Below are 12,530 nucleotides of genomic sequence, written 5' to 3' on the forward strand. Positions count from 1 at the left end.
AGACCTATAAGAACAGCAGAAGGACACACACGCATGCGACGCTGGAACGGCTGGGGGGATGCATCCACGGTGGTCGAATTGCCGGCCCAGGGCGCGGGGTTTCTCGCCGAGCGCCTGGGGCCGGGACACAGGTTGCCGGAGGCGACCCTGGAGCAGGCCCTGGCCCGGGTGCCGGCATCGCGCCTGCAAGCCCATGACTTGTACAGCATCAGTGCCGAGGACCGGCTGCTGCACGCCCGCGGCCAGAGCCTGGCGGACTGGCTGGCGCTGCGCGAGGGCGAGCTGGGGGCCTACCCGGACGCCGTGGCGTTCCCGGAAACCGCCGAACAGATCCGCCAGCTGCTGGCCCTGGCCGAGGACCGCGACCTGTGCCTGATTCCCTACGGCGGGGGCACTTCGGTGGCCGGGCACATCAACCCCGGCGGGTCCCAGCGGCCGGTGCTGACGGTGTCCCTGGCGCGCATGAGCCGCCTGCTGGACCTGGACGAAGACAGCCTGCTGGCGACCTTCGGTCCCGGGGCCAGCGGCCCTCAGGTGGAAAGCCAGCTGCGGGCCCGGGGCTACACCCTGGGGCACTTTCCCCAGTCCTGGGAGCTGTCGACCCTGGGCGGCTGGGTCGCCAGCCGTTCCAGCGGCCAGCAGTCGTTGCGCTACGGGCGCATCGAGCAGCTGTTCGCCGGCGGCACCCTGGAAACCTTTGCCGGGCCAATGCCCATCGCCACCTTTCCGGCGTCCGCCGCCGGGCCGGACCTGCGCGAGGTGGTGCTGGGCAGCGAAGGGCGCTTCGGGATCATTTCCGAGGTCAAGGTGCGGGTCAGCCGCCTGCCCGATGACGAACGTTTCTACGGGGTGTTCCTGCCCGACTGGCAGCAGGCCCTGCAGGCGGTGCGCGCCCTGGCCCAGGCCCGGGTGCCGCTGTCGATGCTGCGCCTGTCCAATGCCCTGGAGACCGAAACCCAGCTGGCCCTGGCCGGCCACCCGACGCAGATCGCCTGGCTGGAAAAGTACCTGGCCTTGCGCGGCGCCGGGGCGGGCAAGTGCCTGTTGACCTTCGGCGTGACCGGCAACCGCCGGCAGAATGCCCTGTCCCTGCGCCAGGCGCGCCAGCACCTGAAGGCTTTCGGCGGGGTGTTCACCGGCACCCTGCTGGGCAAGAAATGGGCGCAGAACCGCTTTCGCTTTCCCTACCTGCGCGAAAGCCTGTGGAACGCCGGCTACCTGGTGGACACCCTGGAGACCGCCACTGACTGGAGCAATGTCGACCGCCTGCTGCAACGCATCGAGCAGAGCCTGCGTGACGGCCTGGCCGCCGAGGGCGAGCAGGTGCATGTGTTCACCCACCTGTCCCATGTCTATGGCGAAGGGTCGAGCATCTACACCACCTACGTGTTCCGCCCGGATGCCCAGTACCCGGCGACCCTGGCCCGTTGGCAGGCGCTCAAGCACGCTGCCAGCCAGACCATCGTCAACCACCGCGGCACCATCAGCCACCAGCACGGCGTGGGCAAGGACCATGCGCCGTACCTGCTGCGGGAGAAGGGCCCGCTGGCCATCGATGCGCTGCAGGCCCTGAGCCGCCACTTCGACCCGGCCGGGCGCCTCAACCCCGGCACCCTGCTGGAGCCGTGAACCATGAGCCAGGACTGGAATGCCCAATGGCGCCAACAGGCGCTGCCCGGGCTGGCGGCGCAAGCCTGGGACCTGATCGTGATCGGCGGCGGCATCAGCGGCGCCGGCATCCTGCGCGAAGCGGCGCGGCGCGGCTGGCGCTGCCTGCTGCTGGAACAGCGAGACTTTGCCTGGGGCACCTCCAGCCGCTCCTCGAAGATGGTCCATGGCGGCTTGCGCTATATCGCCAAGGGCCAGTGGCGCCTGACCCGGGATTCGGTGCGCGAGCGCCAGCGCCTGTTGCAGGAGGCCCCGGGGCTGGTGGAGCCCATGAGCTTCCTGATGCCCCATTACCGCGGCAAGTTTCCCGGGCCCAGGGTGTTCGGCGGCCTGCTGAGTGTGTATGACGCCCTGGCCGGGCGGCGCAATCATCGCTTTCACGATGCCCGGCAGCTGGCTTTCCTGGCCCCCGGGGTCAAGGAGTCGGGGCTGTTGGGGGGACCAGTTTTCTCGACGCCCTGACCGACGATGCGCGGCTGGTGATGCGGGTGCTGGCCGAGGCCCGGGCCGATGGCGCCCAAGTGTTCAACGGCGTTCGGGTCACCCGCCTTTTGCGCGAGAACGGGCGGGTCTGCGGGGTGCAGATCGAGGACAGCGAAGGCGGGCAGCCGCAGCAGGTGCGCTGCGCGGCCCTGGCGGTCGCTACCGGCGCCTGGGCCGAGCGCCTGCGCCCGGCGGACCGCGTGCGCCAGCTGCGGCCCTTGCGCGGCAGCCATCTGCTGCTGCCGGGCTGGCGCTTGCCGGTGGCCCAGGCCTTCAGCTTCATGCATGCCGAGGATGGCCGGCCGGTGTTCGTCTTCCCCTGGGAGGGCGCCACCGTGGTCGGCACCACCGACCTGGATCACCGCGATGACCTGGACCAGAGCGCCAGCATCAGCCAGGAAGAGCTTGAGTACCTGCTGGCCGCCTGCGCCCAGCAGTTTCCCCAGGCCCTGATCACTGCCGGCGACGTGCTGTCGACCTGGGCCGGGGTGCGCCCGGTGGTGGCCAGCAGCGACGGCCAGCAGGGCAAGCCTTCCAATGAAACCCGCGAGCATGTGCTGTGGCAGGAACCCGGCTGCGTGACCCTGGCCGGCGGCAAGCTCACCACCTTCCGGCCCCAGGCCATCGAAGTGCTGCAGGCCTGCGGAGCGATGCTCGGGCGTGAAGTGGTGGACGACGGCGCCCCGGTCTTCACGCCTGTGGCGCCCCTGGATATCCCCGGCCTGAGCGGCGCCCAGGTGCGGCGCCTGGCTGGCCGCCACGGCCGCCATCTGCCGCGGCTGGCGCAGTGGGTGGCGACCCTGGGCGGCGATTGCGTCGGCGCCAGCGACACCCTGTGGGCCGAGCTGGCGTTTGCCGCCGAGGCGGAAATGGTCCTGCACCTGGACGACCTGCTGCTGCGCCGCACCCGCATCGGCTTGCTGCTGGCCGAGGGCGCCGTCCAGTACCTGCCGGCCATCCGCCGCCTGTGCCAGCCGCAGCTGGGCTGGGACGACGAGCGCTGGCAGGCCGAGGAACAGCGCTACCGGGCCCTGTGGCAACGCCATCACAGCCTGCCGCCACTCGCCTAACGATGCTCAACCAAGAGAGCCCCATGGATAACCACAACAACAATAAGCAGGACTACCTGCTGGCCATCGACAACGGCACCCAGAGCGTTCGTGCGCTGCTGTTCGATCTCAAAGGCAACCTGCTGGGCAAGGGCAAGGTGGAGCTTGAAGCCTATTTTTCCAGCCGGCCCGGCTGGGCCGAACAGCACCCGGACTACTACTGGGCCAAGCTCGGCGAAGCCTGCCAACTGCTCTGGCAGCAGACCGGCATCGACCGTTCGCAGATCCGCGGCGTGTCCCTGACCACCCAGCGCGGCACCCTGATCAACGTCGATGCCCAGGGCCGCGCGCTGCGCCCGGCGATCCTCTGGCTCGACCAGCGCCAGGCCGAGGTCGAAGGCAAGATCAAGGGGCCCTGGGGCTGGTTGTTCAAGTTGATCGGCGCCGAGGCCACGGTGGATTATTTTCGCGCCCAGGCCGAGGCCAACTGGGTGGCTCAGGAGCAGCCCGAAGTGTGGGCCGCCACCGACAAGTTCCTGTTGCTCTCGGGCTTTCTCACCCATCGCCTGACCGGCAATTTCGTCGACTCGGTGGGCTGTTGCGTGGCCTACCTGCCGTTCGACTACAAACGCCTGCGCTGGGCCGCCCCCAGTGACTGGAAGTGGCAGGCCCTGGCGGTGCGCCAGGAGCAGTTGCCGACCCTGCTCAAGCCCGGGGAAACCCTGGGCCGGATCACCGCCGAGGCCAGCCGCCATACCGGCATACCCGAAGGCCTGCCGCTGATTGCCGCGGGTGCCGATAAGGCCTGCGAAGTGCTGGGCTCGGGCGTCCAGGACTCCACCACCGCCTGCCTGTCCTACGGCACCACGGCCACCATCACCACCACCCGTTCGCGCTACCTGGAGGTAGTGCCTTTGATACCGCCGTACCCGGCGGCGGTGCCGGACCACTACAACTGCGAGGTGATGATCTTTCGCGGCTACTGGATGGTCAGCTGGTTCAAGCAGCAGTTCGGCCTGCGCGAAGTGCAGCAGGCGGCGGAGCAGGGGCTGGAGCCGGAGCAGCTGTTCGACGCCCTGGTCCAGGCGGTGCCGCCCGGGTCCATGGGCCTGACCCTGCAACCCTACTGGTCGCCGGGCATCCGCGAGCCGGGCATGGAAGCCAAGGGGGCGATGATCGGCTTTGGCGACGTGCACACCCGGGCGCACATCTACCGGGCCATTCTCGAAGGCCTGGCTTATGCCCTGCGCCAGGGCATGGAGCGCATCGAAAAGCGCTCCAGGCTGAAGATCAGCCGCCTGCGGGTGGCCGGCGGCGGCTCCCAGAGCGACGCGGCCATGCAACTGACGGCGGACATCTTCGGCCTGCCGGTGGAGCGGCCCCATGTCTATGAAGCCTCGGGGCTGGGTGCGGTGATCGCCTGCGCGGTGGGCCTGGGGCTGTACCCGGACTTCGCCACGGCCATCAGCGCCATGACCCGGGTTGGCGCAGTGTTCGAGCCCCAGCCCCAGGCGCAGCAGATGTACCAGCGGCTGTACAGCGAGGTCTACCTGCGCATGTACCGCCAGCTCAAGCCGCTGTACCAGAGCATTCGCGAGATTACCGGTTACCCGGCTTAGTGAAAGCGCCGGCCAGCGGCCGGCAGGGGGGGCGAACCTCTGCGGGATAAAAAGTTCTTCCAGGCGCCAGGGCTGATCTATCGTGATCAAGGGGCAGGGCCCCTTCGACCCCCCACGCCTGCGAGACGAGCATGAACCGCCAGGAAGCGCTGAACATCCTGTGGAAGCGACTGTTCCTCATCTTTGTGCTGCTATTGGCGGCATCCCTGGTGTCGGTGGCCATGGCCGATGGCTACACCATTCCCTCGGTGGTGTTCATTGCCGGCAACATCGGCGGCTATGTCGGTTTTCACCGCCAGCTTTCCAGCCTCAGCGAGGAGGAAATCATCGGGCTGTGCAGTTCCTGGTTCAGCCTGGTGCTGCCGTCATTCATCGGCGGCATCCTCGCGGGGCTGCTGTATATCCTGTTCATTTCCGGGGTGGTGCAAGGGGAGCTGTTTCCAAAGATCGTCGCCGATGAAACCTGTCGCTACAGCGAGAACAGCTTCTATGTGATCTTCTGCCAGCACGCCGGTGGCTATGCCGCCTACGCCAAGCTATTGTTCTGGTCCTTTGTCGCGGGGTTCAACCAGAACTACGTGGTGGACCTGATCGACAACATCAAGGGCAGCCAGAAGACGGAGAATCAGCCATGAGTGAACAGAGCAAAGGGCCGGCGTCGTACTTCCCCTCCATTGAAAGGCACTACGGCCAGCCCATCGGGCACTGGCTGGAGCTGCTGGCAACGGTCGACGGCAAAAAGCATATGGAGCTGGTGGCCTGGCTCAAGACCGAACACGGCATGGGCCATGGCCACGCCAATGCCCTGGTGGCGCACTTCCTGGCGGCCAGCAAGGGCCGCTAGTCCCCGGGGCGCCATTCTTCGCCAGTGAAAGCCTGACTGCCGACATCCGCTTTCCTGGCGAAAAAAGCCAAATTCCCCTGTGTTCTCTTCGTTCTTTCCTACGTCGCACCTTGCATTGCCCTCTTTCTGCCTGTCGGAGTTTTCTCGATGTCTTCGCCAAGATCCTTGCCCACGGCCCTGTTGGGCCTGGCCCTGGCCTGCCCGGCATTTGCCGAAACCCGTGCCGTGGAGCTGGCTCCGGCGCAGGTCCTGGGGCAGGAACAGGGCGGTGAGGGGCAGCCGGCGCAGGAGGCCTCGGCGCGGCTGGCCCAGGTGCCCGGCGGCACCAATGTGGTGGACATGCGCCGCCCGCTGCAGGGCCGGGTGGCCAGCAACCAGGATGTGCTGGCCTACCAGCCCGGGGTCTATGCCCAGTCGGCGGGCAACGAAGGGGTGAAGATCTCGATCCGCGGCTCGGGCATCAACCGCGCGCCGGGTGCCCATGCCTCGGGGCTGTATACGATGCTCGACGGCTTGCCCCTGACCGGCCCCGGTGGCACGCCCTATGAATTGCTGGAGCCCTTGTGGGTCGACCACGTGGAAGTGCTGCGCGGCGCCAACGGGTTCGACCGTGGCGCCCTGGCCCTGGGTGGCGCCATCGATTACGTCAGCCACACCGGCTATGACGCACCGCTGTTGCAGGTACGCTACGCCACCGGTAGCCACGGTTATCAGCAGCGTCAGGTCAGTTCCGGGCAAGTGCTGGGGGATTTCGACTATTACGTGTCACTGACCGACTCCAATGCCGACGGCTACCAGGATCACACCCGCAGCCAGAGCAAGGGGCTGATCGGCAACTTCGGCTACCGCTTCAACCCGAACCTGGAAACCCGCTTCTACCTGCGCTACCGCGAGACCGACAACGATCTGGCCGGGCGCGTGACCAAGCGCTCCATCGAACACGACCCGCGGGCGGCCAACCCGGCCTACGTCAGCCGCGACGACCGGCGCAAGCAGCCGGGCAGTACCTTTGTCGGCAACAAGACCACCTATTACCTGGACGACGATTCGAGTATCCAGGCCGGGCTGGTGTACCACGACTACCCCATGGACCTGCGCGAAGGCCCCAACCGCCTGAAGGTGGCCTACAGCGACGTCAGCGGCACCCTGGACTACAAGCGCCGCTACAGCCTCTGGGGCCTGGAAAGCCGCAGCACCCTGGGCCTGCGGGTGACCAAGCACCTGCCCAATGACGGTGCCAGCGAGTTCGTGCGGATTCCCACCGGCAATACCGCGAACTACGCGCCGGGCACGCGGATCCGCAACTTCACTTACCAGGGCTCGGACACCGTCCTGCACGTTGGCAATGACCTGGAGATCGCCGACGACCTGTGGCTGACCACCGGGCTGGCGGCCATCTACACCCGCCGCGAAAGCGCGGTGACCTACCCCGAGGGCGGCGGCAAGACCAGCCTTGGCGACTGGGACTACGCGCCGCGCCTGGGCCTGCGCTACCAGTTGAACCCGGATCTGCAACTGTTCGCCAACCTCAGCCGCTCGGTGGAAGCGCCACACCCCTGGTCGCTGATCTATAGCTCGAACCTGCGTTTTCCGAAAACCAGCGGCGTCGCTTACGGTGCTCAAAGCAATCCGGTCAAGCTGCGCAATCAGACCGCTACCACCCTGGAACTGGGCGGGCGTGGCGACAGCAGCCTGGGCCAGTGGAGCCTGGCCTGGTACTACGCCCAGGTGCGCCACGAACTGCTTTCGGTGCTGCCGGATGCCAACGCCATCACGCCTTACGAACTCAACGCCAGCCCCACCGTGCACCAGGGCGTGGAGGCCAGCCTGCAGAGCGAGCTGTGGTCGCGCCCGGGCGTCGGCCGCCTGAGCCTGCGCCAGGCCTATACCTTCAGTGATTTCCACTACCGCGACGATCAGCGTTTCGCCGACAACCGCCTGCCGGGCCTGCCCATGCACTACTACCAGGGCGAGCTGCGCTACGACTGGCCCCTGGGCTTCTTCGCCGCGGTCAATACCCAGCTGGTGTCCAAGGTGGCGGTGGATTACGCCAACAGCTACCACGCCGATCCCTATGCGCTATTCGGCGCCACCCTGGGCTACAACGCGCCGAAGAACGACTGGCAGACCTGGGTCGATGTGCGCAACCTGACCGACAAGCGCTACGCCGCCACCGTGACCCCGGGTTATGACGACAAGGGGCTGGACGCGGCGCGTTCAACGCCGGGGGAAGGGTTGGGGGTGTACCTGGGGGTGTCCTGGAGCCTGCGCTGAAAGCAGGGCCGCGAGCGAGCCGACACCCGCCAATGAAAGTGCCCGCAGCAGCGGGCACCTGGTTCATGCCGGGCGGTGTCAGCCCGGGCGGCAGTGATTTACCACTGGCCCGAGAACACGCAGGTCAGCGCTTCGATGGCGCTGAACTTCCACAGCGAGTCGCCGCAGTCGCTGGCAAAGGCGTGGGCGTTGGAGGCGGTGAGGGCCAGGGCGATGGCCGAGGCATAGACGATTTTCTTGAGCGACATGGGAAAACTCCTTGTTATGAATCCGCACGTTCTTGTAGGCGCCGTCCTGAAGGGGGGCTGCTGCGGACTATAGGCCCGTGCTGCCCCCGGCACTATTAGCCCGAATGTGCTAATGGCCCATGCGCATCACTGTGCCGCCCGGCCCAGGCTCAGTTGCGAAAATACAGCTCGTCCAGCTGCCGCCGGCGTATCACCAGGTACTCCTCCCAGACCTTGGGGAAATCCTCGTCCCGGGTCAGGGGGAAGGTCAGGTAGTAAGTCCGACCGCTGACACTGATGTACTCCCGCACCCGCTTGTACGCCGGCTGTTCCAGCAGCGAGATGTATTCGTCATAGGCGTAGTGGTAGTGGGAAATCGTCACCCGATGGGGCGCGATCATGCAGCGGGAGAAGTCGATCACCCAGCCATGGCTCATGTCGCTGCCCAGGTAGCCGTAGACCCCATCCTCGGAGAGGCTGATGGCTTTTCGTGCCTGTACCCCATCCTCATCGTTGACCAGCACGATCTGGCTTTCGAAATAGCGGATGGCCTGTTGCTCGGGGCCGCGCAACTGCAGGTTCCAGCCGACGGCGCCCATGCGGAACTCGCCCTGCTCGGTATATTCGGCAGTCCAGCCGTTGGCAAGGGTAATGCTGTGTGTGGTCATTGTCGTCCTGGTGATGGCTGTCCCTGAAGGCTGGGGATTGTACGTCAGCCGCTGTGCGAAACGGCAGGGCCCGTGGCGCCCGGTCAGTCATGCCAGCATGCGAGCTGTCCTGTGACTGTGACTGTGGCCGTGCCCTGTGGCTAGTTCGCCAGTGCGTGGCGCAGATGCGCCAGGGCCCGGGTTTCGACCTGGCCCTGGTCGCTCCCCGGATTGAAGACCGCGCAGCAGGCACTGGTGCCGGCGACGTTGGCGCGATAGACCGCCAGCGTGCTGCCGGGGCCGCTGCCGGTGTGGCCGTAGAGCGTCAGCCCAGACTCGACACTGCCCACCATCAGGCCCATGGCATAGCCGGGAGCGACCCAGGGCCGGCCGGCCATCGGCCCGCCCAGAACCTGGGCCTGCTGCATGCCTGCCAGCAGTGCCGGGGGCAATAGCGCGCCGCTCAACAGCCGATCCAGCAGCAGCACCGCCTCCGCCAGGGGCCCCACCAGCAGGCCGTGGTAGACCCAGCCGGGGTGGTAGTCGCCCAACTGGCCCAGGTCCACATCCCGCAGGTCTTCGCGGGTCACGGCGAGGCGCGTGCGGGACAGGCCCAGGGGCGCCAGTACCCGTTGTTGCAGGGCAAGGTGCAGGGGCAGGTCCGTCGCCTGCTGGATCAGCTGCGCCACGAACAGGTAGCCCACATTGGAGTAGCGCCACTGGCTGCCGGGGGCGTAGCGCAGGCGGCTGGCGTCCAGGCGCTGCAGCATCTGTGCACCGGGCCATGCATCCTCGTTGCGCAAAACCGCGTCGTGGTAGTCGCTCAGCTCGCTGTAGTCCGCCAGCCCGGCCTGATGCCGCAGCAACTGGCGCAGGGTGAAGGGGCCCTGGGGCAGCGGCTCATCCAGCCCCAGCAGGCCGTCGCGCACCAGGGTCAGGGCCGCTGCGCAAAGCACGGTCTTGGTGAAGCTCCACCAGGGCACCAGTGGCTGGGGTTGCTGTGGGGCCAGTGGTTGGCCGTTGTGGATCAGGGCATGAAGCACGGAGGGGATGTCCTTGATGGGCTGTGTTGCCGCGGGCTGTTGGGTCAATCAGGCCGTGAGCGGCCCTACAGGGTACGGCATAATGCGCGGCCGTTTTGGCTAAACCTAGGAATTGATCAGGAGGATCAGGCTGGCTATGTACAGACTTGGGCACATGATAGACAACCAGTGGGTCGAGCACAGTTATCCGCCGGTATTCGTGGTGGCCCCCGTTGGCGAGGGGCAGCGCGTGGTGGCGGGCGTTCCAGGCTCGGACCCGCAGGTCCTGCTCAGCCTGCTGGGCTGCCTGGCCGAACCGCTGGTGCTGCTGTTCGTGCTGCACACGCCCCGGGACGAATCGCAAGCCGGACGCTACTGGAGCCCGCAGCTGTCGCGTGAGGACGTTCAGGATTTCATCTACGACTTCAAGCCACTGCTCTGTGGCGACAGCCGTTTCGACCTGTGGGTCCACTCGCCCGAGCAACAGGCCACCGTGGTCTGGGACCGGCACAACCTGATCTATGGCTACGGGCCGCTGGAAGACTACGCCACGGCCCTGCGCGCACTGGGCTTCGGCCATGGCGAGCCGCAGTTGCCCGTGCCCCATACCCACCACTACCACCCGCAGCTGGATGACCTGTGCCGGCAGTTGCTCACCCACTTCGATTGGCAGCACTCGCCATTGCGGCCAGAGGATGAGCAGTGAGGGAGTGAGGTTAAGTCCAGGGTTTGCAGACCCTGGGCCGGAGCCTGCATGAGGGGCGTTTGAAACGCCCGGATCAGGCTTGAATCGGCTGGCCGATGCAGCGCTGGAAGACCTGCTCCATAGGCTCCAGGTGGCCGTTGAGAGTCAGGTGGTTGTCTGAGCCTGGTGCAGGCAAGTCAAATGGCAAGTGGATTACCCGCGGCGTGAATCGGGGCCGTTGCGGCCCCGGTCCCGGTTTGTCACTGGCCGCTATGCAAGGCCGGCGTGCGCGGTGGAATCAGGCGCTTGCTGCCGGTGGCCTCGAAGGCCGAAGCCAGGCGCAGCAGGCTCGAGTCGTCATAGGCGCGCCCGGCGAAGGTCAGCCCCACCGGCATGCCGATGTCCGCCATCACTCCCATGGGCACAGTAACGGTGGGCACCCCCAGGTGGCGGATGGCGAGGTTGCCGTTGGCCACCCACACGCCGTTGCTCCAGGCGATGTCTGCCGACTCGGGGTTGATATCTGCGTCGGCCGGGCCAACGTCGGCCACGGTGGGGAACAGCACGGCGTCCAGCCCCAGGCGGTCCATCCAGTCTTCCAGGTCGATGCGCCGGGTCTGTTCCAGGCCGCGCAGGCCGTCGGCCAGGGTGGCGATCTGGTCCCAGGTCTTGAGCCCGCGCTTGGCCATGTTCACGTATTCGTCCATGCCGGCGGCCAGGTCGTCTTCGCGGTTGGGCAGGGTGCCGGGGTCGTGGGGGAAGATCTGCGGCCCGTCGACATTCGCCAGGCGGTTGAGCTTGGGGTCGTCGTTGGCCCGCAGGAAGTCGTCGAAGGCCCAGCCCGAGAGCTCCCACAGCTCGTCGTGGAGGAACTCCTTGCTGACCAGGCCGCGGTTGTACACGGTCGGCGCGCCGGGGCGGTCGCCCTCGCAGTTGGACACCAGGGGGAAGTCCACTTCCAGCACTTGCGCGCCGGCGGCCTCCAGGGCCTGGCGCGCCTGTTCCCAGAGGCTGATCACCGAGGGCCGGGTATGGATGCGCTGGCCGGTGGGGCCGCCGATGCCCGGTTTCTCGCTGGTGCCGGCCTCAGGGTCGGCATTGATGTACATGCGCGGCACGCCAAGGCGCTTGCCCTTGAGCGCCGCGGCGCCGGCCGCCAGTTGCGGGTAGGAGGCCGGGCGCACCGAAGCGACGCTGGGGATCGGCACCCAGGGCTGCAGGCGCCACAGGTCGCCGCGGGTGTCCGGGTCTTCGGCCACCACCACGTCCAGCACTTCCAGGAGGTCGGCCATGGTCCGGGCAAAAGGCACCACCACGTCCATGGTCGGGGTCAGCGGCCAGTTGCCGCGCACCGAGATCACCCCGCGCGACGGGGTGTAGGCGCACAGCCCGTTGTTGGAGGCCGGGCCACGGCCGCTGGACCAGGTTTCCTCGGCCAGGCCGAAGGCGGCGAAGCTGGCGGCGGTGGCGGTGCCGGCGCCATTGGACGAGCCCGAGGCGAAGGGCGCGGTCAGGTAAGCGGCGTTATAGGGGCTTTCGGCGCGGCCATACACGCCACGCTGCATACCGCCGTTGGCCATGGGCGGCATGTTGGTCTTGCCCAGGCAGATGGCCCCGGCAGCCCGCAGGCGCTCAATGGTGAAGGCGTCGCGGTAGGCCACCAGCTCGGCGAAGGCCGGGCTGCCGGAAGCAGCCGTCAGGCCCTTGACCAGGTAGCTGTCCTTGGCGGTGTAGGGAATGCCGTCCAGCGGGCCCAGGGTCTGGCCCTTGGCGCGGCGTTCATCGGCGGCCCGCGCCTCGTTCAGCGCCTCGGGGTTGCGCACCACCACGGCGTTGAGGGCGGTGGCGGTGTTCGGGCCGTCATAGGCCTCGATCCGCGCCAGATAGGCCTGGACCAGTTCCACCGAGGTGGTCTGCCCGGATTCCAGGGCGGCGCGCAGGTGGGCAATGGAGACTTCGGTGACTTCGATCATGCTGCTACCGCCGTTGGCTGGTGGGTGATGAGGTGCAGA

General features: G+C 67.3%; 10 protein-coding genes and 1 pseudogene. 7 read left to right on the forward strand and 4 right to left on the reverse strand.

Going from position 1 to position 12,530, the window contains the following annotated elements:
• Positions 1–33 precede the first annotated feature (33 nt).
• From KI242_RS14685 to KI242_RS14710, 6 genes and pseudogenes are all read left to right on the forward strand, one after another.
• Positions 34–1,629, forward strand: coding sequence for an FAD-binding oxidoreductase (locus KI242_RS14685; RefSeq protein ID WP_212806312.1), 1,596 nt, complete (start codon positions 34–36; stop codon positions 1,627–1,629).
• A gap of 3 nt (positions 1,630–1,632) precedes the next feature.
• Positions 1,633–3,221, forward strand: a pseudogene (locus KI242_RS31980) (glycerol-3-phosphate dehydrogenase/oxidase).
• Between the two features lie 23 nt (positions 3,222–3,244).
• Entirely contained in the window at positions 3,245–4,819 is a 1,575-nt protein-coding gene (locus tag KI242_RS14695; RefSeq protein WP_011061061.1) for an FGGY-family carbohydrate kinase, read from the forward strand.
• Between the two features lie 131 nt (positions 4,820–4,950).
• The gene (locus KI242_RS14700) at positions 4,951–5,454 is read left to right on the forward strand and encodes a hypothetical protein (RefSeq protein ID WP_011061062.1); all 504 of its coding nucleotides are present in this window, start codon (positions 4,951–4,953) and stop codon (positions 5,452–5,454) included.
• On the forward strand, positions 5,451–5,663 hold the full coding sequence (locus tag KI242_RS14705; protein ID WP_053151294.1) for a DUF4287 domain-containing protein: 213 nt from the start codon (positions 5,451–5,453) through the stop codon (positions 5,661–5,663). Before KI242_RS14700 ends, KI242_RS14705 begins: the two co-directional genes overlap by 4 nt.
• A gap of 147 nt (positions 5,664–5,810) precedes the next feature.
• Entirely contained in the window at positions 5,811–7,937 is a 2,127-nt protein-coding gene (locus tag KI242_RS14710; RefSeq protein ID WP_212806313.1) for a TonB-dependent receptor, read from the forward strand.
• A 98-nt stretch (positions 7,938–8,035) separates the two neighbouring features.
• On the opposite strand, the gene KI242_RS14715 is transcribed toward KI242_RS14710, so the two are convergent.
• From KI242_RS14715 to KI242_RS14725, 3 genes are all read right to left on the reverse strand, one after another.
• Positions 8,036–8,185 (reverse strand): hypothetical protein, encoded by a 150-nt coding sequence (locus tag KI242_RS14715; RefSeq protein WP_015635448.1) that lies wholly within the window; start codon positions 8,183–8,185, stop codon positions 8,036–8,038.
• Between the two features lie 149 nt (positions 8,186–8,334).
• Positions 8,335–8,832: a hypothetical protein gene (locus KI242_RS14720; protein WP_019094881.1), complete on the reverse strand. Its 498-nt coding sequence runs from the start codon at positions 8,830–8,832 to the stop codon at positions 8,335–8,337.
• Positions 8,833–8,972: 140 nt separating this feature from the next.
• Positions 8,973–9,872 (reverse strand): serine hydrolase domain-containing protein, encoded by a 900-nt coding sequence (locus KI242_RS14725; RefSeq protein ID WP_280517150.1) that lies wholly within the window; start codon positions 9,870–9,872, stop codon positions 8,973–8,975.
• A gap of 136 nt (positions 9,873–10,008) precedes the next feature.
• On the opposite strand from KI242_RS14725, the gene KI242_RS14730 reads away from it, so the two are divergent.
• A complete protein-coding gene (locus tag KI242_RS14730) occupies positions 10,009–10,539 on the forward strand; it encodes a hypothetical protein (protein ID WP_047336651.1) in 531 nt (176 codons plus the stop codon).
• 239 nt (positions 10,540–10,778) lie between these two features.
• Here the strand turns inward: KI242_RS14730 and KI242_RS14735 are convergent, their stop codons facing one another.
• Positions 10,779–12,491: an amidase gene (locus KI242_RS14735; RefSeq protein WP_053158227.1), complete on the reverse strand. Its 1,713-nt coding sequence runs from the start codon at positions 12,489–12,491 to the stop codon at positions 10,779–10,781.
• Positions 12,492–12,530: the final 39 nt, after the last annotated feature.

This window comes from Pseudomonas sp. Eqa60 (assembly GCF_018326405.1).
In the GTDB taxonomy this organism is placed as follows: Bacteria; Pseudomonadota; Gammaproteobacteria; order Pseudomonadales; family Pseudomonadaceae; genus Aquipseudomonas; species Aquipseudomonas protegens.

Bases quoted from the DNA above. Each gene is read 5' to 3' on its own strand.
- KI242_RS14720 (WP_019094881.1), bottom strand. From the start codon at position 8,832: ATGACCACACACAGCATTACCCTTGCCAACGGCTGGACTGCCGAATAT.
- KI242_RS14715 (WP_015635448.1), bottom strand. From the start codon at position 8,185: ATGTCGCTCAAGAAAATCGTCTATGCCTCGGCCATCGCCCTGGCCCTC.
- KI242_RS14700 (WP_011061062.1), top strand. From the start codon at position 4,951: ATGAACCGCCAGGAAGCGCTGAACATCCTGTGGAAGCGACTGTTCCTC.
- KI242_RS14685 (WP_212806312.1), top strand. From the start codon at position 34: ATGCGACGCTGGAACGGCTGGGGGGATGCATCCACGGTGGTCGAATTG.
- KI242_RS14735 (WP_053158227.1), bottom strand. From the start codon at position 12,491: ATGATCGAAGTCACCGAAGTCTCCATTGCCCACCTGCGCGCCGCCCTG.
- KI242_RS14710 (WP_212806313.1), top strand. From the start codon at position 5,811: ATGTCTTCGCCAAGATCCTTGCCCACGGCCCTGTTGGGCCTGGCCCTG.
- KI242_RS14705 (WP_053151294.1), top strand. From the start codon at position 5,451: ATGAGTGAACAGAGCAAAGGGCCGGCGTCGTACTTCCCCTCCATTGAA.
- KI242_RS14730 (WP_047336651.1), top strand. From the start codon at position 10,009: ATGATAGACAACCAGTGGGTCGAGCACAGTTATCCGCCGGTATTCGTG.
- KI242_RS14695 (WP_011061061.1), top strand. From the start codon at position 3,245: ATGGATAACCACAACAACAATAAGCAGGACTACCTGCTGGCCATCGAC.